The organism is Mycoplasma sp. 4423 (assembly GCF_054353855.1).
Genome location: NZ_JBTHHJ010000005.1, coordinates 31,063 through 56,139, shown reverse-complemented (window position 1 = coordinate 56,139; position 25,077 = coordinate 31,063). Strand labels below are relative to the sequence as shown.

Annotated in this window: 25 protein-coding genes and 1 rRNA gene; 18 read left to right on the top strand and 8 right to left on the bottom strand. The window is 25.5% G+C overall.

The features are described 5' to 3' along the window. From ACXYRN_RS01560 to ACXYRN_RS01530, 7 genes are all read left to right on the top strand, one after another. Positions 1 to 85, top strand: a 23S ribosomal RNA gene (locus tag ACXYRN_RS01560); the annotation flags it as partial. 374 nt (positions 86 to 459) lie between these two features. After that, complete coding sequence (locus tag ACXYRN_RS01555; protein ID WP_458607409.1) at positions 460 to 4,155, top strand: AAA domain-containing protein; 3,696 nt, start codon at positions 460 to 462, stop codon at positions 4,153 to 4,155. Further along, entirely contained in the window at positions 4,127 to 4,669 is a 543-nt protein-coding gene (locus tag ACXYRN_RS01550) for a hypothetical protein (protein WP_458607408.1), read from the top strand. Before ACXYRN_RS01555 ends, ACXYRN_RS01550 begins: the two co-directional genes overlap by 29 nt. A 332-nt stretch (positions 4,670 to 5,001) precedes the next feature. Next, positions 5,002 to 5,616, top strand: a complete 615-nt coding sequence (locus ACXYRN_RS01545) for a hypothetical protein (protein WP_458607407.1) — start codon at positions 5,002 to 5,004, stop codon at positions 5,614 to 5,616. Between the two features lie 53 nt (positions 5,617 to 5,669). Further along, positions 5,670 to 6,047 carry a hypothetical protein gene (locus ACXYRN_RS01540; protein WP_458607406.1) on the top strand — a complete coding sequence of 126 codons (378 nt, stop codon included), beginning with the start codon at positions 5,670 to 5,672 and terminating at the stop codon, positions 6,045 to 6,047. Further along, entirely contained in the window at positions 6,047 to 7,051 is a 1,005-nt protein-coding gene (locus ACXYRN_RS01535) for a hypothetical protein (RefSeq protein ID WP_458607405.1), read from the top strand. The genes ACXYRN_RS01540 and ACXYRN_RS01535 overlap by 1 nt, the downstream gene beginning before the upstream one ends. Continuing rightward, positions 7,051 to 8,868, top strand: a complete 1,818-nt coding sequence (locus ACXYRN_RS01530; protein WP_458598178.1) for an AAA family ATPase — start codon at positions 7,051 to 7,053, stop codon at positions 8,866 to 8,868. Before ACXYRN_RS01535 ends, ACXYRN_RS01530 begins: the two co-directional genes overlap by 1 nt. Before the next feature lie 36 nt (positions 8,869 to 8,904). Here the strand turns inward: ACXYRN_RS01530 and ACXYRN_RS01525 are convergent, their stop codons facing one another. From ACXYRN_RS01525 to ACXYRN_RS01515, 3 genes are all read right to left on the bottom strand, one after another. Beyond that, positions 8,905 to 10,134, bottom strand: a complete 1,230-nt coding sequence (locus ACXYRN_RS01525) for an Eco57I restriction-modification methylase domain-containing protein (protein ID WP_458607404.1) — start codon at positions 10,132 to 10,134, stop codon at positions 8,905 to 8,907. 1 nt (position 10,135) lies between these two features. Further along, positions 10,136 to 10,486, bottom strand: coding sequence for a hypothetical protein (locus ACXYRN_RS01520; RefSeq protein ID WP_458598035.1), 351 nt, complete (start codon positions 10,484 to 10,486; stop codon positions 10,136 to 10,138). A 181-nt stretch (positions 10,487 to 10,667) separates the two neighbouring features. Continuing rightward, on the bottom strand, positions 10,668 to 10,820 hold the full coding sequence (locus ACXYRN_RS01515) for a hypothetical protein (protein ID WP_458607403.1): 153 nt from the start codon (positions 10,818 to 10,820) through the stop codon (positions 10,668 to 10,670). A 172-nt stretch (positions 10,821 to 10,992) separates the two neighbouring features. On the opposite strand from ACXYRN_RS01515, the gene ACXYRN_RS01510 reads away from it, so the two are divergent. The 11 genes from ACXYRN_RS01510 to ACXYRN_RS01460 are packed head-to-tail and all read left to right on the top strand — an operon-like array spanning position 10,993 to position 20,131. Then, positions 10,993 to 11,697, top strand: coding sequence for a DNA-methyltransferase (locus tag ACXYRN_RS01510; protein WP_458607402.1), 705 nt, complete (start codon positions 10,993 to 10,995; stop codon positions 11,695 to 11,697). Beyond that, positions 11,687 to 12,562: a DNA adenine methylase gene (locus tag ACXYRN_RS01505; RefSeq protein ID WP_458598039.1), complete on the top strand. Its 876-nt coding sequence runs from the start codon at positions 11,687 to 11,689 to the stop codon at positions 12,560 to 12,562. The genes ACXYRN_RS01510 and ACXYRN_RS01505 overlap by 11 nt, the downstream gene beginning before the upstream one ends. Continuing rightward, positions 12,552 to 14,408 carry a hypothetical protein gene (locus tag ACXYRN_RS01500; protein WP_458607401.1) on the top strand — a complete coding sequence of 619 codons (1,857 nt, stop codon included), beginning with the start codon at positions 12,552 to 12,554 and terminating at the stop codon, positions 14,406 to 14,408. The genes ACXYRN_RS01505 and ACXYRN_RS01500 overlap by 11 nt, the downstream gene beginning before the upstream one ends. Before the next feature lie 8 nt (positions 14,409 to 14,416). Beyond that, positions 14,417 to 14,956 (top strand): tRNA (cytidine(34)-2'-O)-methyltransferase, encoded by a 540-nt coding sequence (locus ACXYRN_RS01495; RefSeq protein ID WP_458607400.1) that lies wholly within the window; start codon positions 14,417 to 14,419, stop codon positions 14,954 to 14,956. After that, on the top strand, positions 14,943 to 15,659 hold the full coding sequence (locus tag ACXYRN_RS01490; RefSeq protein WP_435128786.1) for a TrmH family RNA methyltransferase: 717 nt from the start codon (positions 14,943 to 14,945) through the stop codon (positions 15,657 to 15,659). The genes ACXYRN_RS01495 and ACXYRN_RS01490 overlap by 14 nt, the downstream gene beginning before the upstream one ends. Next, positions 15,659 to 15,946, top strand: coding sequence for a hypothetical protein (locus tag ACXYRN_RS01485; RefSeq protein WP_435128783.1), 288 nt, complete (start codon positions 15,659 to 15,661; stop codon positions 15,944 to 15,946). Before ACXYRN_RS01490 ends, ACXYRN_RS01485 begins: the two co-directional genes overlap by 1 nt. Further along, complete coding sequence (gene ylqF, locus ACXYRN_RS01480) at positions 15,933 to 16,784, top strand: ribosome biogenesis GTPase YlqF (RefSeq protein ID WP_458607399.1); 852 nt, start codon at positions 15,933 to 15,935, stop codon at positions 16,782 to 16,784. The genes ACXYRN_RS01485 and ylqF overlap by 14 nt, the downstream gene beginning before the upstream one ends. After that, positions 16,777 to 17,163: a YigZ family protein gene (locus ACXYRN_RS01475; protein ID WP_458607398.1), complete on the top strand. Its 387-nt coding sequence runs from the start codon at positions 16,777 to 16,779 to the stop codon at positions 17,161 to 17,163. Before ylqF ends, ACXYRN_RS01475 begins: the two co-directional genes overlap by 8 nt. Next, positions 17,151 to 18,515, top strand: coding sequence for a M17 family metallopeptidase (locus tag ACXYRN_RS01470; RefSeq protein ID WP_458607397.1), 1,365 nt, complete (start codon positions 17,151 to 17,153; stop codon positions 18,513 to 18,515). Before ACXYRN_RS01475 ends, ACXYRN_RS01470 begins: the two co-directional genes overlap by 13 nt. Before the next feature lie 6 nt (positions 18,516 to 18,521). Beyond that, positions 18,522 to 18,857 (top strand): hypothetical protein, encoded by a 336-nt coding sequence (locus tag ACXYRN_RS01465; protein WP_458598052.1) that lies wholly within the window; start codon positions 18,522 to 18,524, stop codon positions 18,855 to 18,857. Beyond that, a complete protein-coding gene (locus ACXYRN_RS01460; protein WP_458598054.1) occupies positions 18,830 to 20,131 on the top strand; it encodes a hypothetical protein in 1,302 nt (433 codons plus the stop codon). The genes ACXYRN_RS01465 and ACXYRN_RS01460 overlap by 28 nt, the downstream gene beginning before the upstream one ends. A 1-nt stretch (position 20,132) precedes the next feature. Here ACXYRN_RS01460 and ACXYRN_RS01455 read toward each other — a convergent pair whose 3' ends face one another. The 5 genes from ACXYRN_RS01455 to ACXYRN_RS01435 are packed head-to-tail and all read right to left on the bottom strand — an operon-like array spanning position 20,133 to position 25,060. Further along, a complete protein-coding gene (locus tag ACXYRN_RS01455; protein WP_458607411.1) occupies positions 20,133 to 20,498 on the bottom strand; it encodes a DNA cytosine methyltransferase in 366 nt (121 codons plus the stop codon). A 32-nt stretch (positions 20,499 to 20,530) separates the two neighbouring features. Then, a complete protein-coding gene (locus tag ACXYRN_RS01450) occupies positions 20,531 to 21,124 on the bottom strand; it encodes a DNA cytosine methyltransferase (RefSeq protein ID WP_458607396.1) in 594 nt (197 codons plus the stop codon). A 4-nt stretch (positions 21,125 to 21,128) separates the two neighbouring features. Then, a complete protein-coding gene (dcm, locus tag ACXYRN_RS01445) occupies positions 21,129 to 22,217 on the bottom strand; it encodes a DNA (cytosine-5-)-methyltransferase (protein ID WP_458607395.1) in 1,089 nt (362 codons plus the stop codon). Positions 22,218 to 22,233: 16 nt separating this feature from the next. Then, positions 22,234 to 24,381 (bottom strand): helix-hairpin-helix domain-containing protein, encoded by a 2,148-nt coding sequence (locus tag ACXYRN_RS01440; protein WP_458607394.1) that lies wholly within the window; start codon positions 24,379 to 24,381, stop codon positions 22,234 to 22,236. Then, positions 24,362 to 25,060: an NERD domain-containing protein gene (locus ACXYRN_RS01435; protein WP_458607393.1), complete on the bottom strand. Its 699-nt coding sequence runs from the start codon at positions 25,058 to 25,060 to the stop codon at positions 24,362 to 24,364. Before ACXYRN_RS01435 ends, ACXYRN_RS01440 begins: the two co-directional genes overlap by 20 nt. Positions 25,061 to 25,077 lie beyond the last annotated feature (17 nt).

Sequence of the window (25,077 nt, the reverse complement as noted above, 5' to 3'; positions counted from 1 at the left end):
TAGACTACGAGGTTGATAGGATGGAAGTGTAAGTGTAGTAATACATTCAGCTGACCATTACTAATAAATTGATAGGTTTAAAAGTAAATGTATTCAAGACATTTTAATGAATTATAATTACTATTCAGTTTTCAAAGGACTATACCTAAGGGGCATTTTTTTAACTTGTGTAAGAACACAACCTAAAAAATATCAGTAAAAAGCAATAAATTGCCTATTTTTATAGTAAAATTTATGAATAAATAATTCATAATAAGAGAAATTGTGAGGTAAATTAAATATGGTTGTGGATAACTTGCTACACACACACACACATCTACTATTAATATAGCTGTTAATTTTAATAGTAAGCTTTCGTATGGCGATTTAAGAATTCAAGCAGGACATATTTCTGAAAAACAAAAAGAGAAAACCCTGGAGAAGTTTCTTCAAGAAACATTTCGAAGGAATTTAAATTACTTGAATTCTAATGATATAAATCAGTATATTAATTATCTTAATGGAGTATTTAAGAATATAGATAATTATAACTTGGAAGTAATAAATCTTGATTTGCTATCAAGCAAAAAGAAGTTAGAAAAGGTTTTGTTAAATAATGATTGGAACGATTTAAAAACAGGTGGACCGTTGGTTTCAACTGTAGTTTTTATTGTAAAGCTAAAGGATTCCTATATTAAAGAAAATAAGATTGACAGATTTAATAGCATTTGTCTTTTTACTAAATTAAAGAAACTGGAGAGTATTAAAGATTTATATTTTGAATTAAGTAGAATAGAGTTTTTGGACTTATCATTAGAAAAAGAATATCAAAATATTTCTAATCTTTGCATTCAGCTTATAAATATTAAATACGAAGAAAATTATTTTAGAATATACAATACTCTAAAAGAGAATCATAAAATAAGAAACATAATTCTTGAAAAAAGTAGTGAATTAATGTGAACAAAAAATACAAAAACTGAAAATGGATTAAAACTAAGGAATTCATTGGATTTTTTAATTTCTTTCCATATCTTTAATAAAGAAAGTGATAAAAAGACATACTCATATCCTGTTTTAAAATTCAAAGACAGAAGAGTTGATAATATAAATACATATCATAAGTATTGATGCTTGGTGAGCAGAGATAATAAAAAAGAAAAACTTGTTTCCGGTAAGAATATCAGTATATTTGCTGAAAATGATTATGATGATAAATATGAATTTACAAACAAAAACGAAAATGATGTTGATAAAACCGAGTATATAAAAAGTAAGTTAAATTCATTTATAAAATCATCAAATGAATCAATAAATATGCTTACACATCAGAATCAAAATCTGACAAATGAAATTAATGAAAAAGAAAAAGAGAAGAAACAATCTGAAAAACATAAACAAGATTTACAACAACAAATAAGCAATTTTAATAATAAAATTAATGAAGTATCAAATCAAATAAAAGAAATTAAAAAAATTAAAGAACAATCATGAGAAGATGATTATGATGTTGATAATTATAAAGATAAAATAAATTACTTAAATAATGAAAAATTATTACTAGTGAAGAAGATAAAAAAGATCAATGTAGAACTCAAAAATATAAGTGAAAATATAAGGATATCAAACACCAAATTATCTGATATACGAACTTTAATTAAATCAAATAAAGAAAGTATAGAAAAAGAAGAAAAAAAAGTAAAATATATTGAAAAACTAATAGCAGATAAGTTTTTTAAGATATATAAAATTATAGAGACTGAACTGAAGATAAAAAAAGACACAAAATCTGAGTCAATAGAGAATATAAATATAAAATCAATTAATGATTCTGAACACTCTCTATTAAATATAAAAGATCTTTTTAATAGCAATCATTATTATTTGTCGGATAAAGATGAAGGTTTAGTAATTAAATATAGAAGATTTTATAATTCGTTAAAAAACTTTAGTGATGGGATGTACAGAAATCCTTATTTAGCAAAATCAGTAGAAGAACCAAATTTCTTTCAGGTGAACATACCAGCAAATTTTAAAATAAACAGTCAGATAGCATTGAATTTAAATCAAAAACAAGAAGAATCAGTTAAAAAAGCACTAAATTCATCAAGTATTTCATACATTCAAGGACCGCCTGGGACTGGAAAAACACAGACTATTTGTGCAATTATAGAGCATGTAGTAAATGAAAATAAAAAGAACTGTTTAATAATGTCATCAACACATGAAGCAATTAATAATGCACTTGATCGCTTGTATGAAATTAATAAAAAGAATCCCAATTTTATATATTTTAAGTTATTAAGACGAGAAGATATAGATTACAGTAATCCTGAAATTCTAGAAAATGAAAAATTCAGCGATAAAGCGATGTTAAAGAATTTTACAAGTTCTTTATTCAATAATTTAATTACTGAAAAAAAGAATTTTCAACCTTTTTTAAATTGGTATAAAGATAATAAAGAAGAAAATTTACTAAAATATATTGATATAAAATTAAGTGTTGAATATTTAGAATCAAATAAAGACAAAGCACCAGATTTATATTTAAAAATAACTCAACACACAAAAGATGAAGTTATGAAAATAACTTTATCCCCTTATAAAGAAACTATAGATTATGACATATTGCACCAGATATTAGATTTTACAATCAAAACTAACCATGAATATAAAGGATTTGAAGAAAATAAATATTTTCAACAATTTAAAAATGTAGCAAGTAAATCACAAATTAGATTAGTCGAATTTTGAAATCTTGATGATATTCTAAAGAAAACACAAGCTCAAATCCAGGATAAATGAAGTATATATTTTGATAAAATGAAAAATTATTATGCTGATAAATCAAACAACAGTATTGATGATATTAAAAATTTTGCTAGGAAAGCATTTGATGCAGATTTAATCAATGTTATAGGAATGACTACATCAGCCAGACAAGAAATATCGATTTTTAATGATAGCGATAATTCTAAAAGGTTATTTATAGATTATCCTATATATTTTCAAATTCTTGATGAAGTATCAAAATCAACAACATTAGAAGTGATTAATAGTATTTTAATGGCTAATAAGGTAGCATTAGTTGGAGATTATCGGCAACTGCCACCTAATGTTGAATTAACTGAAAACCTAAATGACAAAAAACTTAATCAATATGGAGAATCAGATAAAGGAATTTTGGATAATTGATGAAATTGGTTGAAACTTCAAAATAGCTCAAAATGACCAGCAACAGAAGAGTTTTGAAATAATCTTAAAAAGGAACTGGAATTTCCTTTCTTTAAAGAACATGCATTGCAAATAAAAAGAAGATATAATAATCATTCACCATATTCATTTTTAAAAACTCAACACCGTTTTGCTACCGAGATAATGAATATAGTTAACTTTGTTTATGATCATGATGAAAAACTCGAGATGCCGAGCATTTATCAAAGTCACGAATTTATTAATTATAATTTAAAAACGAATCAGAATAATAATTTTAATCATCATTTTAACATAGTTGATTCCACACATTATTCGACAGATTTTATGAAATTTCTTTCTTTAAATTCAGAACATTCAGAAAAAAACAAAATAATTAATGCTCTTAGCAATCTTTCTTACACTGCTGATCAAAAATCTTCTATGTTTAAAAACAAAGAATACAACGGAAGAATCAATGAATATAATGCATATATTATTATAAAAATACTTCATAATTTATTTAAAAATAACAATATAAACTCCAACCAAATTGGTGTAATTTGTATGAACCGTGATCAGAGTAATGTTGTTAGAAGCTTCATCAAAGAATACTCGCATATAAAGGCACTAAAAAATATCAAAGTAGATACAGTAGATAACTTTCAAGGTCGCGAAAAAGATATTGTTATAGTAGATTTAATCAGAGCACAAAATAGTTTCGATGAGAACGGTTTCGTTAGTCTTAATACCAGAAATTATGATTTTTATAAAAAAATAGAACGTTTAAATGTTGCAGTTTCGCGCACAAAGGATAAATTAATTTTAGTTGGTGCATTCCGAAAACCTCTTAATGATATTGTTTCAGAAATAGATCTACCTACAGGAAGTAAATTCGAAAGCATTATCAGAAAATGATATGATGAAGCATCAAGCAAAGGAGCAATTGTTAATTATGATGAAGAACAATTCAATGAAGATTAAGATTAATGTTCCATATTTAGAATTAAAAATATTTAAAAAATACAGAAAACTCATTGATATGGATGAACTAAGTGCGATTTTTGTAGGAATTATTAAGTATTTAGAAAACCCAGACTTTCGAAGTAATTACGAAATTAAATCTACTGATTTATTTAAAGATGTTATTACAAAAGTATTAAATATTTGACAAAGATCATTTGTTTTAATAGAAGAAAAAATAGATAATTTATTTATAAATAATGTTTTATATACACTCACTAATGAATATAATAAAGGAGATTGAAAGAATTTGAGATTTCATTCTATTAAGATAAATAAAAAAATATTAGAATATTTTAATAATGATGAGTATAAAACACTTGAAGAACAAGAAAAGATAGTAAAAAATATAATTTATGTTAATTTAATAAATAAAGAACGCAGAATAGCTGTAAAGAAAACAGATATTAATTGAAAACCTAACTTTTCTGATTCAAATGATTTAAATAACATAATTAAACTGGCGAAAATATAAAAACAAACGATGATAATGTTTCGCAATGGAAAGAATATAAATCAGGTGGATATGATGATAATAAGGATTATGTCTTTATTTCACATCAATTAGAGAAAGTTAATGTTCTTATAGAAGAAAATTGTGAATTTGAAGTAGATAATAACAAAATTAAATGAAACAAGACAAATTTTATATATTCATATAATCAATATATTCCTTAATTTTCATATATACTTAGACAAAAACTTCAAGAAAAATTTAATGAAGTTTTTGATGGGAGTGATTTTCAAGGGAATTTTTATCAAAAGGATAAAGAAGATCTAAAATATTCATTAGAAGAAAATCAAAACTTGATAGATAAATGTAATGAACAAAAGAGTTGAATCTGACCCATTTCAATTAAAATTATATATGCTGAAAATAAGCATTGACAAGTCTTTAAAGCACCAATAAAACTGCAATATTACCTTAATAACAATTTGGGAAATCCAAAAACTGACTTTGTTAATACCTATCAGTTATATAAAGAAGAAATAGATTTAAAACAGTGGATTAAAAGTGAGTTTTCAAAAGAAAACACACAGGATATAAATCATCAGATAAAAGATGCTAAGGTTCTGGAATATGTTATGGAAATTATTGATTATAATTTCACAGTTAATTATTTTTATAATTTCTTTGTTAAAAATAAAGAACAAATATTAAATCATAAAATAACAGATATAAATAAATTAATGTATTTATACACAGAAAAATTAATTGAATATGATGAATTAATTAAATATTTAAAGAAGCAAAAAAATAACATTTATAAGAATATAGATAACGGTGAATTTATAAAATTAGTATCATCAAAATATAAATATGATATAACAAATTCAACATTGCTAAACATTTTCTATGAGACATTTCCTTGGTTTTATATAATGGCGAAGTGTATTTTGACAACTGAATACCTGAAATAAATATTAAAAAAGCATTTGAGATTCTTAATTTATTGCTACTAAAATACAAATCAATGACAAAGAGCGAATTAGAATCACAATTAAATAAATTAACTGCAATAAATTACAGTCCTTTAAAAAGTCCATATATATCAAATAATATAAATAAAATTAAAATTTATCTAAAAGATGCTCCAACAATGTCTGAAGAAACATTTTTAGGCAGAACAGCAAAACTAAGACAAAGTTTAGAAACCTTAGTAAATTCAACAAAAAATGTTTCTAAATTATTAAAAGAAAAAGGATATCCTAATTTTTCCAAAACATATGAATGAACTTCTGAGCAAATACATAACAAAGAAAAAGAAAATTTTAGTTTTAATTTAACAAAAGAGAAGCAATTGTTAAGATTTGAATCAGAATTTGATAACAGTAAAAAAGGAGAAAAATAATGTCACATGCTGCAGTAATTACTCATAGCATCTGCATTGATGCAGAAAAACAAGAGTTAAATAAAATTAATGATGAAGTTACAGAACTTTATAACAATGCTTCATCTGAATTATTTCAAGAACAATGTAAAGAAATTTTAGAATCAGTAGCTGCAAGTTTAAATACGCTCGAGTCGTTTTCAGAGACAAGACAAATATATGAAAATCAAGTTACTGCTAGAGAAACAGAATTTCAATACCAAAAACACAGAATTTTTAAACAACTAGAAAATCTTAAATTAAATTTAAACTATATCGATGATATTTTTGCTCAAATTAAACAAGATGAAAGTGAAATAAATCGACTAATTTTAAAAGAAGGTTATATTGCAAACATCGCTATAGAAGAACTAAAAGAAACTGGTACAGTTATTACAACGAATGCACTGCAAGCCAAAATTTCTCAGATAAGAAATAAAGAGATTACTAAGCAAACATTGGATAAAACTAAAAGACATATTGAGAACTTAATTGAAGAATCTACATTAGATATAAAGATAAAATTCAAATTACTTGATGAGCTAGATACAAAGACTTCTCCGCAAGAAATAAGTGATTTATTAGCAGTAATACAAGAGTTAAATTATCGTAATAATTTAACCCAAAGAAAAATAAATACCTATAAAGAAGTTTTAAAAGAAAACGGGTATCATTTAAAAGGTACACCAGATGTTATTACAATTACTGATGACAAAGGTGAATTGCGAGTTTCATTTGCATATGTTCTAAATTTTAAAAATAATAAAGATAATAGATTTAAAATTATTTTCAATCTAGATGACAGTGTACAATATGATATAGGGGATTATGAGAAACATATGTGTGTTACATTATCAGAAAAGATTCAGCAAGCAGTCTCTAAAAAAGGATATTTATACAAAGATATTAAAATACTTCGTAATATTATCAATGCAAAACCATTATTAAAAGCCATGCAGCAAACCATAAAATCTGGAGTAAAATAATGTATAATTCTTTAAAGAAATTAGCAATTAAACTGCAAGAAAAGAATCTTGTAGTTATCTCAGGTAATGTATATGATACATATTATTATAAAGATGAACATGATAATAAAAAAGAACATAATTTAGATCAACATATAATTAATTTGTTTGAATCGTTAGGTTATCTAAGGATAACTAAATTTAGTCCTGGATATGGTGAATTCCAATTATATCCAGAAGTTATCACTTCTGAATATGAAACAGATGAAGAAGAAAACAGTATCGATTTGTTGACATATATGAGAAGATTGCTTGAAAGCATTGTTGAATTTAACAAGAACAAAGTTTCTAAAAAAGCGAATCCAAATGTATATATTATTGATTTTTCAGATATATTAATTTCTAATACAGCAACGAATTCGCCTGAGTTAATTGAAGTTATTAGTGGAATATTATCAGTTATTTTAACTAACATTAAATCTGAAAAACTGATTAATAATGCAGATATTAATAAACAAAATAAAGTGATTTTTATAGCAAAAAATGAGCAAAATATCTTTAGTGAATTAGTTAAGGATAATCCTGAGGCTGCAGTAGTTCACATCAATAAACCAAATCAATACGAGCGATCATATATAATAGAAAACACATCTGAAAATTTCATTGTTTCTGATGTAAGTAAATTACAAGAAATAAAAAGCAAAGAGCACTCGCAGGCAGTAGGATTAACATCACAAAAAACATGCCGTGAAATAATGCAAATTGGTCGAGTTTGATGAACAGGAAGTAATAAATTCACATATACTGAAAAATATAACCTTATTCATTATAATAAAAAAGAATCAGAGTGACAGAAAATTAATCCTGTAAACCTCAAAAACTTTGAAATTGAGATAAGAAAAAGAGTATTAGGTCAAGATGGAGCAATTGCTAAAATAAAGCAAACATTAATTTCATCATTTATTGGTTTAAATGGTATCTTGCAATCGCAAAAGTTATCCAAACCAAAAGGAATTTTATTTTTTGCCGGACCCACAGGGACAGGTAAAACCGAAATATCAAAAGCATTAGCAGAATTTGTTTTTCACGATGAAAATAAATTGCTTCGTTTTGATATGTCAGAATATAATCATGAACATTCTGATCAAAGATTAATTGGTGCTCCACCAGGATATGTAGGATATGATTCAGGTGGAGAGTTAACTAATAAAGTGAAGGAAAATCCATTTTCTATTTTACTTTTCGATGAAATTGAAAAAGCACACCCGAAAATACTAGATAAATTCTTACAAATCTTAGAAGATGGTAGATTGACATCTTCTAAGGGAGAGTTAATAGACTTCTCGGAAACTTTTATTATTTTTACGTCCAACATTGGTGCAAATAAAGTATCTCCAGATGATTCAGTTATAAATGTTGAAAAGAATTTTAGAAAAGAAGTTGTAAATTATTTTAATAATCAACTACAAAGACCAGAATTATTAAATCGTATCGGCCATAGAAATATCATAGCATTTAACTTTATAACTGATGATAATATCATAAAACAAATAATTAAAATTAACCTTGTTAAACTACAAAAACAATTGAAGTCATTATATGAGTTAGAAATGAGAATAGCAGACTATGAAAATGTAATAAATGGTTTGTTAACCAAAACAAAAACAAAAATTGATAAAAAATTAGGGGCACGTGGAATTATTACAGGTTTAGATGAAATTTTAATTGATAAAGTTAGCGATTTTATTTTTGAAAACTTTACAAACATTCGAACAAGCAAACAAACAACATTAAATATAGAGTATAAAGAAGGTGAAATCTTTTTAAATTTGGAATAAATTTATTTTTTAACTGTGTCACAGTTAAAAAAGTTTTTAATATTTTATTAATTTGACTAATTGAGCAACTTTAGAAGTTATTTTATGATCAAAAGTATTAATATTATATTTGAGATGTTTAAGAACTTTTATATTATTGAAATTACCAAATCTGCTAATATGTACCAAAACTTTATATATATCTTGCTTTAGAATTTTTAAAAAATATTCTGCTTCTTTTTTATCATCAAATTGATAAAAACCCACAGATTGTGTAACATTAAAATTTGTAGTTATAAAAGGAAGGAAATAAGTAGAAAGCGGAACTATAATAAGATATTTATCAAAGATATCTTGTTTAATTTTTGCATATCTTATTTGTTTAATAGTATGAATTGTTGGATATTTAAATTCTTGATCTTGGTTATCACTAAGCAATATACTTTTAGTAAAGTTGTGTAAATCACAGCGATATTTAAATCCTGTAGGGTCTTTATGGATTAATAATTGAACTAAATCTAATGTTTCTTGTGATATGTATAAAGGTATAAATGGTAAACTTGGATAAATTACTACATTTTCTTGAATGTCTTTTTTAAGAAAACTATTATATACGGTGGTTTTATGATCAAAAATACCTTTTTGTCATACAAAAACACAAAAAGAAGAAGCGACTTTATTAAAATATCTTTTTACATCATTGTCAATCACAATAAAACTCCCATTTTTAAGAAGTTTTTTCAATGTAGTATTATGGTTGTTGAAAGACATTCAATTGTTCGGAGTTATAAAACATAAATATCCATTATCCTTTAATAAATCAATAGAATATTCAATAAATTTATTTGATAAACTTCTATTTTTGTTTCCTCCACCTGAATATGGTGGATTTGCTAATATTAAATCATATTTTATATTAAATTCATCATTTAAATCAAAAGCATCACCACATCTTAGATGTGGTGGATTCAATAATTCCTTGCAATTATCAACTCTTAACTCGCTTATTTCATTAAAATAAATATTATTAAGTTGTGTTTTTGTAGCACAATATGCACCAAAATTACCATTTCCAGAGCACGGATCAAGAATTTTTAAGTCTTTCCTGCTTCATAACTCATTTGGGATATAATTTATCATTTTTTCAACACACTCCATAGGAGTACAAATATCATCCCGAGATTTCATATGATTTTGATCTTCATTTAGTTTATTTAAGAACTCTTTTATTTTCTGGTATTCAAATTGATTGTTTACCTCTGTATTATTAATATTATTTTTTTTCATACTATTTCTTTCTAGTCATTTTGGATTGAATATTTGCTATTGGTTTTTGATGAAATTGATTTAAATATATGTTTAATAACCTATCTTCTACGAAAATGCTTGCAGGAGAAGCAACAAAAGCGAATTCACCATAATATTCTACTTGCAGTGGTTTTTGAGGTTGATATAGATATAATTTGAATTCTAACCTTGTGCTTACAAAGGATTGTAAAATCTTTATATTAGTTGTAGATGCAGTTCTTCAGTTAACAACAGTACCACAATTATAAGATTGCAATCTATATATAAATGGTGTTCTAGTTTGACCAAACTTAATAATATATTCATTATTATCTATATATGCTGTTATCATATAAACAACACCCACTTCGTTTTCGAAAATTTCTTTGCTTTTTCATTATGAAAATCAAAAGCTACTATTTTTTCATTATATCGTTTGTCATCCTTAATTATTAACGGTTTTGCTTTTAATTTACAAATAAATTGAAAATCTTTAATTCCTTCAAACTTGAAATCTGACAATTTAGGTTGAGTTATGACATCTTGATATAAAAGGGGGAGTCATTTTTGTTTTTCAAAGAAAACAAATTTTTCAATGCATTTATATAATCAACACCAATTTTTGATTCATATGTTAATTCATCTATTTTATTACAAAGTTGTTTTAGTTGCTCAATATCTCTCATTCATTATCCTTATATATAATATTCTATTATAAATTTTTAAAATAACTGATAAAAATTTTGGTTGTGAATTACCTTGTGACTAAAAATAAATTACAATATTAAACGAGACAAACATAAAGAATTCAGGAAGTTTTACATCCAATATGATAAAATTTTAATAAAAGGAAATAAAATGCAAATTAATAAAATTTACCACCTAGACTGTATCAATTTGTTCAAGCAAATGAAACAAAATCATATTAGTGTTGACTGCATTATTGCAGATCCACCTTATAATATAAGTCGTAAAAATAATTTTCATACTATTAATCGACAAGGAATTGACTTTGGTAATTGAGATAAAGATTTTGATCAAACACACTGAATTAAAGAAGTTAAAGTGCTTTTAAAACCTGGTGGTAGTATTTTGATATTTAATGATTGAAAAAACCTTGGAGCAATTGCTGAAGCACTAAATCAAAGCGGTTTAATTGTTAAGGATTTAATTCGTTGAATTAAACCTAATCCGATGCCCCGAAATATTAATAGAAGGTATATAACAGACTTTGAATTTATTATTTGAGCCGTTAAACCTGGAAAAAAATGAATTTTTAATTTTGATAATAACAAAGATTATCCATATAAAAAACCTGAATATAATTTTGCAGTTGAAAATTCTAAAACCGTAAGGATTCATCCGACTCAAAAACCAGAAAAACTAATTATGGAATTAATTAAAACACATACGAATAAAGGTGATTTGATTCTTGATCCTTTTATGGGTAGTGGAAGCACAGCAATAGCAGCAATAAAATTAGGAAGAAATTTTATTGGTAGTGAAATAAGCGATGACTATTTTAAAAAATCACAGAAAAGAATATTAAAAAATGCAAAATAAACATATACGTTCTCCGCTTAATCATTTAGGTAATAAATATCGTATTTTAGACATTATTTTTACTAATTTACCTAGTATGCAGGCAAGTACGAAATTTATTGATGTTTTTGGTGGTAGTTTTAATGTTGGTATAAATAGCCCATTTAAAAATGTTATTTATAATGAATATGATAAAGCACTTTTTGAAATATTAACATCTTTTTTATATACAGAATTTGACATAATAGACAAAAAAATCAACGAAAAACTAGAAGAATATCAACTAAGTTATAAAAAAAATTATAAAGAAAATAAAGAGAAGTATTTAGTTATAAGAAATGACTATAATGAAACTAAGGATATAATATTATTAATAATATTAGTATTTTTTAGTTTTAATTCAGAATTGCGCTTCAATAAAAAAGGTTTTTTTAATGTTCCAATAGGAAAAAGTGGTTATACCAAATATAGAAGAAGTAATTTAATAAAATTTATAGAATTATCCAAAACTAAATTAATTCAAACATATAATTTAGATTTTGAAGATTTAGTGCTTGATTTAATTTCAAAGTATAAAACAGATCAAATTATATTTTATTTTGATCCCCCATACCTTATTTCAAATGCTACATATAATAATAATTGAAGCATTGATGATGAAAAAAGGTTGATAAAAATCTTGCAAAAATTAAATGATAAAAAATATAAATTTATTTTATCTAACTTTATAAAAAATGGAGATGTTGAAAATAATATATTAAAAGAATTTTTAGAAAAAAATAAAAATTTTGTTATAAAAGAAGTTCCCACAAATTATAAAAGTAGCAATTATCAAAGAACCTCAAAAAATACAACGGAGATATTAGTAAAAAATTATGAAGCATAATGTCAAATTATGAAAGATAGGTGATACATCCTGGAGAAAAAATAATCAAATTGCTTTGTATAATTTTGTCATAGATTATATATATAAACAAAATATAATTTCTGATTTATTAGGCGAATATCAAAACTTTTGAAATGTTTGTGTAAAAGAAGGATTTAAACAAAAAAATACAAGTTATTTAGAAAAAGATATAAATTTACTGTTTAAGACTTTAAGAAACTTTAGCTTAATAAAAAAGAATGAAAAAAAAGAAAAAAATATAACACTTTTGAAAAATCGGGATGGTAGTTTTTTTTACAATATTCTTAGGGGAGCTAATGAAGATAGCGAAATTTTTAGATTATTAGATTTATTTGGACAATATTTTGGTATTTCATCAGACACCTTTATTTGAATCTGCTTATTTTTAAAATTTAATACAAAGGATATAAATGATAAATTTCAAAGTAAATACCCATTTCAAGAACTCTTTACTTCATTATGCAAAGAAAAATTTATGTCTAAATATGACTTAATAAATTTACATTTTGCTATTGAAGAACATCAAAGTGAAAAATGAAAGGAATTTAATTTTAGAAAGAAGATAAAAAATTGAAAATTTTATAATATTTTAAGTGAAAAAATTAAAGATAAAAATTATGATAAAGAATGAGAAATTAATTTTGAGAGAATTTTTTCATTAAAAAACTCAGAAAAAATTATAAAAATTTTAACTTTAATAGTAAAAAAAAGATTGCATCTTGAATGAAAAGTTCAAAATCAAAAACAAATTATTGATTTTTTTAAGAATATACCTTTTAATGAATTTAATGAACAAGTTAGTTATTATTCTGATATATTAACAGCAAAGGAGGAATATTTAAACCTAACTTTATATTGATTAGAAAACCTTGAAATTTTTACAATAGATTATAATGATAACGAAAAATATTTAACTTTTAGAAATGATGAGATAAGAAATTTTTTTAAATTTCTTATTCTTGAAGATAAACAAATACTTTTAAATAATTTGACTACAACATCGCTAGAAAACTTTGTTGAACAAATTTTAAAAATATTTAAAAACTATATTAATCAAACAAATATTCAAAAATATCAAAAAGCACTTATACCACCTTTTGATTTAGAAGAAGTAGTTAGCTTTATTAAAAATGGTATAAATATAAATACTTATCTACATAAGATAAAATTAGACCAATCTAAAGAAAAATGAGAACATTTAAATGGTATTTCTCGAGCAATTTTAACTGAATATTTTATTAATTTATATGTTTGATATATAACAAAAGAAAAATATTGATATGTTAATTTTCCAGAATTTCAAGACTTTGCTAACACATTACTAGATTATAATCTATATCCTAAAATGACAGCACCTGGTGGACAACCAGATGCATCTTTTGTTTCAAAAGAACTAAATATTATTGTAGAAACTACAATTTTAAATAACAAAAGTCAATTAATAAAAAATGAAATTGAACCTAATAAACGACATGCATTTGAAATATGGAAAAATAATAAAGTTAAAACAATAGTATTATTATTTAGCGAAACAATTTTCAAGAGTTTTTTGCAATATTTATATTTTGCTTTCGATGAAAGCAAAGATTTAATAAAAGAAAATAATACAAATTTATGGGTAAATACATCCAAAATGATTACTATAAAACCAATATTAATTCAAGAATATTTTCAAAACGTTAATAATTTCACTGACCATATAATAGAACTTTTAGAAAATATAGAAAAAACTAATAATCTTATTAAAGAACAAATTGTTAATAATGATAATTTTAATGATGATAATGTAACAGAATTAATGTTTATAGAAGCAATTACAAAATAAGGAGAAAAATGTTAAATATTGTTTTATACCAACCGGAAATATGTCCTAATACAGGAAATATTATCAGAACTTGTTATGCTATCGGGGCTAAATTGCATATTATTAAGCCGATATCCTTTGATTTGCACCCAAAATGACTCAGACGTTATGGTGCTGGTAGAATGCTTTCTGATATACCTCATGAAGTTCATTTTAGCTATAAAGATTTTGCTAAAAAATACACAGATAAAAAAATTTTTTATGTAACTAGATATGGTTTAAAAAGTTATACAGACATTGATTATAAAAGAGTTTATGATGAAGAAAATGAAGTTTGATTAATGTTTGGAAGAGAATCAACAGGCATTGATAAACATATTTTAGCATCACACTTGAACGATTGTGTTCGTATTCCGATGGTTTCAGCAATGCGTTCGATAAATTTAGCAAATAGTGTTTGTATTTTAGGTTTTGAAGTAATGCGACAACTTAATTTTCAAAATTTATCAAGATACGAAGTAGAAAAGGGAAAGGATTTTTTATTACAATTTCAAGATGTTAACAAGTAGGGCAAACGAGAAAATCAAGTTCTTAAAGAAATTACAGTTAAAAAAGTATCGTGAGAAAGAACAGAAATTTCTTATATATGGACAACATTTAATAGAAGAAGCATTAAAAAAAGATATAGTAATTGAAATATTTGAAACACCATCACAACAACTTTATCCCAAATCTACATTAATATCCGAATCCTTAATAGAATATTTATCAGAAACAAAATCCCCATCAAAATGCCTTGCATTATGTGATAAAAGTAAACTTAAAAATCAAAGATCAAATAAAATAGTGGCATTAAATAACTTACAAGACCCTGGAAATGTAGGAACAATAATAAGACTCGCTAAGTCATTTGATTTTGATACAGTTATTGTTGAAAATCTAGATGTATATTCGGATAAAGTAATTCGTTCAAGTCAGGGTGCAATATTTGATGTTAATGTTATCACTACAAATAATTTGTATCAATATTTAATAAGCATAAAAAATAACTTTTTTATCTATACTACAGCATTAAATAACAAAGCAGTGTCACTAAATAATGTTAATTTTAGAGAGAAAAACATCATAATAGTTTTTGGTAACGAAGGGCAAGGTACTTCAAATGAAATTCTGAAATTATCAAATCACAATATTTATATACCTATTTCTTTTGAAAGTTTAAATGTTGCAACTGCAGCAGCAATAATAATGAATAAAGTAAGGAACGGATAATGAAAATAAATGATATATTAAAAAAAATTTATGAAAAAATTGATGGTTCAACCGTAAATATCACCTTAGAAGGATATAGTCCTGAACAAGTAAATAAAATTTTTTCAGAAATTATTGACGAACTATTAATTGCAAGTAGTAAAATAGAGCAAAAAGATCAAGAAATAAATACATTAAATGATGAAATAAAAAAACTACAAAAGCAATTAAGCGAAAGTGATTATGAAAAGAATAGACTAACAAATAAGCTGAGTTTATATAAAAAGGACGAAAATGATCGAAAATAAAAATGAATTTGAACAACTAATCCAATGATATCCTGGACATATGGCAAAGGGTTTTAGACAAATAAAAGAAAATTCAAAATTGGCAGATATATTTATTGTTGTTTTAGATGCAAGATGTCCAATAAGTTCATATAATGAAGATTTTGATCAAATTTCACCACAAAAACCAAGACTTTTTATTATCACAAAAAGCGACTTAATGGATGTAAGCAAAAAACAACAAATACAAAAAAGATTTGCTAATGAACAACTTTTATGACTTGATTTGAGGAATAAGAGATCAAAAAATATAATTTTAAATAAACTAAAACAGATGAACAAGGAACGGATGGCAAAAGATAAAACCAAAGGAATTATTCAAACAAAAATTAAGTCTTTTGTTGTGGGAATACCTAATTGTGGAAAGAGTACATTGATTAATTTAGTTTCATCAAAAGCGACATTAAAAGTTGCTAATTTCCCTGGAGTTACCAGAGAACAAAAATGAGTAGTAAATAATGAATTTTTGTTTTTAGATACACCAGGGATATTATTACCAAGGTTTAATGATCAAGAAACAGCTGTTAAATTACTCACTATAGGTTCAATAAAATTAGAAAATTTCCCCATAGTGAGCGTTGCTAATAAAATATGAGCACTATTATCTAAATATTATCCACAAAAATTAATCGAAATAGGTATGCAACCACAAGAAGATGTTAGCAAAATTTATAATCTGTTTTATGATTATGCTCAAAAATTTAATATCTATAAAGAAAAAGGTAAAATTGATTTACCAAAAGCACAAAATCATTTTGTACAATGGGTAAAAAAATTAAAAGGTGTTACATTTGATTAATTTTGTCAAAGAATCATATTTTATAAAAAAATCTGAATTTATAGGATATGTATTTTCGATAAAATCTAAAAGACAAATACCAGAATATTTAGATTTTGTTAAAAACCAACACAAAAAAGCTCGTCATACAGTATATGCTTATATAACTTCGCAAAACGGTGTTCAATCAGCAGGTTATAACGATGATGGAGAACCAAAAAATACTGCTGGAAAACCTATTTATCAACTGTTACAGCTTATGAAGCTTGAAAATATTTTAGTTGTTGTTGTAAGATATTTTGGTGGTATAAAATTAGGTGCGGGTGGTTTAATTAGAGCATATAGACAAGCAAGCTTATTAGCAATAGATAAATTTAAGGAGAAAAAATGATTAAATTAACCAAACAAAGAGATGATTCTTTATTGTTAAAACCAGCATTCGAAGGAATGGATTTTCCTGATTATGTAGGTGAGAAAGAGTTTTGTGTAACTAACAATCATGCTACAAAAGAAGCATATGTATATATTAAGAAAGAAGATCAAAATATTTTTTCTTTAAAAGAGTGAATTAAAAACTTTGCAAGCAATTTAAATTTTGATTATCAAATTGATTTAGAGGCATTTGCATCACTTTTTAACAAAGAACAGTTACTTCGTTTATTTGTTTTTGGGATATATTTTGCAAAAGCAAAATTATTCCAAAAACACTATGAGCAAGAAGAAAAAGTTGAAAAAAACATCGGGATTTTAGATGTAGATTTAGATGAGAAAACATTTGAAATATTTAATAACTTCAAAATAGTTGCTAAAGCAGTTTCAGATGTCCGAAATCTACAAATTACACCAGAAAACTTCCTAAATTCTGAGCAATTAGCCGCACATATTGCAAGTGACTTTAGCGGAATAGAAAATTTAGAAGTTAAAATTTTAACTAAAAAAGAAATACAAGAACTAAATATGGGACTTATTTTATCCGTAAATCAAGGAAGCACCCACGAACCAAGAGTTGTTATTGTTAAATATTTAGCAAATCCAGAAAGCCGGGAAATCACATCTGTTGTAGGTAAAGGAATCACATTTGATACAGGTGGAGTTAATACAAAAGGATATCATATGAACGGAATGAAATATGATATGTCAGGTTCAGTTATAGTTGCATATGCTGTGAAAGCACTTGCTCAATTGAAAGCTAAGGTTAATGCATATGCTGTTATGTGTATTACAGACAACAGACTTGATGGCGATGCATCACTACCAGAAAATGTTTATCAATCGATGGCTGGTAAATGAGTTGAAGTTGTTGATACTGATGCAGAGGGTCGTTTAGTGCTTGCTGATGGGATTTTTTATGCAGCTGAAAAATTAAATTCTACTACGATTATCGATGTAGCAACATTAACTGGAACAATTTTGACAGCATTATCAAATGTTTATACCGGGATATGATCTACATGTGATAAAAAATGAGATGTATTTAGTGAATCAGCCAAAAAAGCACAAGAAAAAGTATGAAGAATGCCGTTTCACAAAGACTTTGATACAGGAAATAAAGGTTCAAAAGTTGCTGATCTAGCAAATTGATCAAGCAAGGTTCGTTCTGATTCAAATCAAGCTGCATTATTTCTAAAAGAGTTTACAAAAGGAGTGGATTTTATTCATTGTGATGTTGCTGGAACAGCAGATAAAAATGGTATACCACAAGGAGAATTGGTAGCAACATTGGTTGAAGCTATATTAAGGTTGCAGAAGTAGGGAATTTTGGTTGATAATTCACATGGGTATAAAAATGAATCGTTAATTGTTGAATTAATAAATGGTAAGAGAATAAAAGATCTTAGTATTGTATTTAAACATTTTATAGAGGATATTTGTCTGGATAACAATTTAAAATGCGATTCAAATACAAAAGTTTTTGCTAGGCTCGCTGAAAAAGAAAAAGATAATCAATCTGGTAAAAAAGTAAATACAAAAATTGATATATTTATATATATTGATAGCAGAAAATTTTCTATAAGCACAAAAATAGGTTCAGCAATAGTATACATCAAGAATCAGTTGGTAGTTTTGTGAAATGAATCCAAACATCTTCTTTAAAAATTATTCCAGGTTTTTCTGTTAATGACATTAAATTGTTAATATGAGGTGATGGAACATTGGATGGTTCATCAAAGATTGAATATGATTCACACGGAAATGTTAAGGGAAGATTCACAACAAAGGAATTTAAGAAATTATTCCCTGAGAAACATCTGCTTATATGTAAGTTTTTTGATAATAATAAATCAATGCTCATAAATAGAGCATTATTTACAGGAAAAACAAGCACACAGGTAGATTATGTGTATCATGGTAATTTTATGTCAGGTTATTGAGCGAGTAGAGATGATATTTTAAAATACAATCTTAATAATCCCTTATATACTAGTACATTTAATATAGGTCGTTTGTCTTTTCAAACCTATAATGCATATAAGAAAGGAACAATAGCTGGGTCAAAAAAGAGAGGGCAAATACAGTTTAAGTATTCAACGATGCTTTCTGATATACAGGATATAATGTTGCAGCGAAAAAACAGTATTGGAAAACTTGGTGGTGATATAGAAGAATTTAATTTTGTAAAATATATGAATCATCACAAAGAAAATTCCTATTGAAAAATTCTTAGATTTCATCTGAATCTTCGTGATGATAAGGAATATTATATTATTAATATCGTAGAGAATAAGTACTCAAATTTAGCCAACAAAAAAGTAAAATGTAAGAGTGATTGCTATATTATAGAAACCCAAAAAACATTAGATAGAGACTTTTTGTTATTAAATCAATATATCTTGACCGAAAAGAATCTCAAATATGTAAGTGATTATAAAATAGTCCAAAATTCTGGTATATCAATTAAGATGAAAACATCTAAAAATTTTACATATTCAAAATTAAGTATCAAGACTTTTATAAAAACATTTTCCGATTATATTGAAAATGTTACTTTTTATGCAACTATACTTCTGCTTTACACAACCGAAAAAGAAAAACAAAGAAACAGTAAAATTTTAAACGATCTAATAGTTGATAGAACAGAATTTGATTTGTTTATATTGAAAAGATATAATATTAAAAGTATAAACGATGTGAATCAGTTAGTTAAGTTAAAAAATGAAGCAAAGAAAGAAATTAATAACATTATCTTGAATAATAAAAAAATATATGATGGAATTTTTTATGGTAAGGGATGATTCGAGGAACCTTTTTGTAGTAGTTTCACATTTATAGATAGTAAGTTGCTACCTATAGATATTTATCCATACAGAATAGATAATGGTTCAGGAAGAAGTAGAGGGATTTACACAATAATATTTAAACCCCATTAACTTATTTATTTGTCTTATCTATAAATAAGTTTTTTTGAATATTTCTTTGCAAAGTTAAGATTAAATTTCTAGCTATTAATTCAACTACAGGAATTACAATAGAATTCCCAATTTGCATATAACTTCTATTATAGTTTTCTCGTATTATATAACCATCAGGAAAACCCATTAATTTTAAACACTCTCTAATAGAAAATTTTCTCATATATTTATATATAACAGGAACATTATTACCCCCCGTCCCCATTTTTGCAGTTAAACAAGGAGAGATACCATTTCTACTTAAAGAAACTTTTGATGGACGAATGTTATTTGCTATTATTGGTTCATCATTCAATGTGGAGTTTTTAAATTTAAATTCTTCTATATGTTTATTTATGTTGTTTATTGCAATTTTACTTATGTTTTTTTTGTATTTTTAGTTTCAATTATATCTTTGAGTGTGTTTTTTAATTTCTGTTTATTCGGAAATATAGAATCAAATGTGTCTATATTTATACTTTTATGAATTCCGACACAATATCATCTGTTTCGGTTTTGCGGAATATTATAATCTTTTGCATTCAATAACTTTCAACTTACATTATACCCCAATTCATTAAGAGTTTCTAGTATTACTTTTAGTGTATTACCGTTGTCATGATTTACTAAACCAGGAACATTTTCTAATATAAAAGAAATGGGTTGTTTATCCCTTAAAATCCTTGCAATTTGAAAAAACAGTATACCTCTGTCATCATCAAAGCCCAATCTCTTACCTGCTGTAGAAAAAGGTTGACAAGGAAAACCGGCACATAATATTTGGTGTTCCGGTATATCATTAGAATTTATTTTAAATATATCACCAGCAGGAAATTCGCCAAAATTATTTTGATAAGTATCAGAAGCATATTTATCAATTTCTGATGAAAACACACATTTTGCACCTACATTTTCTAGTGCTATTCGAAAACCACCTATACCAGCAAATAAATCAATAAATTTAAACTCCATAAAATTATTTTATCATATCTTTTATAAGGTTAAATATTGATGTTATAACAGGTGGGGAAACTGCATTTCCAGATTGTTTATAAAGTTGTGTATCACTAATGTTAATAGATTTTATGTTATCAACAAAAGGTTTGTTAAATCCTTGTACATAGAAGTTTTCAGAAGGTGTAAGTTTTCTAATATAATATTTATTTTTTTTCTTTATTAATATTTTTGTTGTATCTGATCTTGCTAATAATGTAGGTGAAATACCATTTGGATGATGTATTCTTCTTTGTCTTTCATGATCATTATAAATATCCTTTGGCAGTTGAAAAAGTCATATGATTTTTTGTTCTTTGGAAACATCACAATAATCGATTCTTAGGCTATTTAAAAATTTATCTAATTTTTCTGATTTAATAAAATATTTTTCATCTACATCTTTCTCTAGAACATCTGATAAAACTATAAACTTATCAGATGTCTTGATATTTTTAAAGAAATTAAAACTTCTAAACTTATTATTCTTGTTTAGTTCTTGCTTGATAAAATCAACTTTTTTATTTTTATCATTTATATATTTTTGGCTTTTATAATCTAATATTCCAATAATGTAAGTTCTATTGCGATTCTGTGGGACTTGAAAATTTGCTGAATTTAAAATGCTAAAATCAATCGTATATCCAATTTCGTTAAGAATTTTTAGAATTGATAATATAGTTTGTCCGTGATTGTGCGAAACTATATTCTCGACATTTTCTAACAAAATAACTTTAGGTAGTTTTTTCTTGATTATTCTTACTACTTCAAAAAATAGAGTTCCCCTTTTAGTATTAAATCCTTGTCTTTTTCCAGCAATACTAAAAGATTGACAAGGAAAACCAGCAATTAAAATATCGTGATTAGGGACATCTTCTTCATTTATTTTTGTAATATCTCCTACAATATTAGCATCTATAAAATTTGATAGGTAAGACTTTGTTGCAAATTTATCTATTTCTGAAGCAAAAACAAACTCTGCATTTATTTCAGAGTTCAAAATACCAACTTCAAAACCACCTATGCCAGAGAACAAACTAGCAATTTTATAAGTCTTATCTTTATGCTTCATATTATCCTTGATATAGTTATTTATCTATAATCTTTCCACTAATACGATGTCTTTTTTCATCTATTTCGACTATTTCTGTGTCTACTATCATTCCTACATAAAATTGCTCATAGATTGAGCTACCTAGTAAATTAGCATCTTTTTTTGGAACAAAAAGATGTTTTTTAAGTCCAATATAAATAAATAAACCAAAATCAGTTACATTTTCAACTGTACCTTTTAATTTATTACCTGGGTTCAATTCTCATTCATCTAGATAAAAATCTTTTACCAAAAAACCAGTTTTATCTTTATCAAAATTCTTTATCGGATTAGATAAAGCATCCAGAATCAGTTTAATATCATATTCGTTTGAATTAAATTCATCAATAAGTTGTTCAATATTTAAATGTGAAACATCTATTCCTTTTTCGTTTGGTATTAGATTGTATTTGTTAATAATTTTATTTGCTAAATCATATGATTCAGGGTGGATGAAGGTTTTGTCTAAAAAGTTATCTGAATTAAAGATTCTCAAAAAACCTATACACTGTTGATAAGTTTTTTCACCCAATCCTTTGATAGATAGCAGTTGCTTGCGATTTGTAAATACACCATTATTTCTACGATGTTCAAGTATTTTTTCAACATTTGCTTTGTTTAAGCCTGAAACATAAGACAAAATTGATTTTGTTGCTGAGTTTAAGTCCACTCCAGTTTCATTTACTACCTTATTTACCTTGTGATTTAGTGATTCTTCGAGTTCTTTTTGGTTTACATCATGTTGATATTGCCCCACACCAATTGATTTAGGATCGATTTTTACTAGTTCATTTAGTGGGTCTAAGAATTTACGTCCGATATTGATCGCACTACGCTCTTCAACGGATAAGTTAGGAAATTCTTCTTGGGCTACTTTTGATGCAGAATAAACACTAGCTCCAACCTCTGAAACCACAGTTCATTTAACTTTAATTTTTCTTTTTTTGATAAATTCAGCGATAAATCTCTCTGTTTCTTGTGAAGCTGTTCCGTTTCCTATAACGACTATATCTATTTGTGGAAACTGAGCAAATAATTCTTTTAATTTACCAGTAGCACTCGGTTGATTATTGTTTTCTTTACTATAAAACCTTGTAAAAGAAGGAAAAATTTTATCTACTTTTAAAACATCTCCGTTTGGATTTAAAACAGCAATTTTGCAACCATTTTTATAACCAGGATCGATTGATAAAACTGTATGTCCGTATGTTGCAGGAGCAGTTAGAAGTTTTTCAACTGAGTTAGCAAAAATCTGAATTGCTTTATGTTGTGCTATTTCAAAAAGTTCATTAAATATTTCTGTTTCAATCGAAGTTAAAATAAGTCGTTTTAAAGCATCCTGTAATGGTAAAAGTAGTTTTTTTTCGTTAATTTTATGTTTATCAACTATCCTTAAAATACCATTTATAATAGGTTCTTTTTTATATTCAAAGTTTTTAGTTATGATTTTTAGCTTGCTTGCTCGATTAATTGCAAGTATGTTATAGTTTTTAACATCTCTAATGTGTCGATCAAATTTATAATAACTTAAAAACTTATTTTCAGGGTCTTCTACACTTTTGTTTCGTTTAGTTTTTAAATGAGCATTCTTAATGATATATTTTTTAACAAAATCTCTAACTTTAACATCTTGAGATATATTTTGAGCAATAATGAAATTAGCCTGTTCAATAGCAAAATCTATTGATGTAATCTTATCATTTAAATATTTTGAGGCCTCATTGTGGATGTTAAATTTAGGATTTTTATTATTTAAAATACTATCTGCAAGTGGTTTTAAACCCAATGAAATAGCTTGACTGGCTTTTGTAATTTTACCAACTTTAAAGGGTTCATAGATTGCTTCTAACTCGCTTTTTGTTTGTGCTTTAAAAATCGCATTTTTGATTTCATTTGTTAGCAAATCTTTTTCTTTAAGTATTTCAATGATACTTTCTTTGCGTATTTCAAGTTCAACATTATACTTATATTCTTTTTCTATTTCAAAAATTTGTTCTTCATTTAAACCCTTTGTTTCATCTTGACGGTATCTAGAAATAAAAGGGATTGTATTTCCTTCTTGCAGCATCGATAAAACTTTGTTTACTTGAAATGTTGTGATTCTTAGTTTTTCTGATAATAAATTAATTACTTTTTGATTCATATGCTTCCTTTTGAATAAGTTTCTTAAAGTCCTTTTTTTCTTTATTTGTTTTTGCTTTCATCGCATTTAATTGTGTTTTAACATCATCTTTATTTATAATTGGTATTTGTTTTTTAGCAAAATCATCAAGCATTGAAATTGTTTCATTAATTTTATCATCCGTTATAAATATAATATGAGATTCTAAATCATTTATCTGTATATCCGAAATATACGGAACAATAATTAAATATGCATATGGAACATTTTTACCAATAATCTTGAAGGTATGATTAAGATTTCTTTGTGCTTGTAAGATAGGGTTATTTACAAAATTTGGTTTTTTGTGATTTTTGTTATATATTTTAAGTTTATCATCAGTTCATAAACCTACTATTTCTCCTTGATATAACTTAATTTCGCATATGACTAAAAAAGAATCAGAAATTAAATATCCATCTGTTTCGAATGCTTTTTGTTGATAATAAAAAATTCCACCATTTACATATTCAAAACTCTTTTTAACTAATGCTTTTTTGATTGCTTGCGAAATTTTTTGTTCATATATATGTCCTTTTTTATTGCTTTTGTAATCGTATTTGTATTTTCATATCAAATATCAAATCACAAGGGTTATAAAAAGTAAAGTAAAAAAACTAATAAAAAAGATGGTTAAAATTAAGTGTGTTTTTCAATCCATATTACTCCGATTAAAAA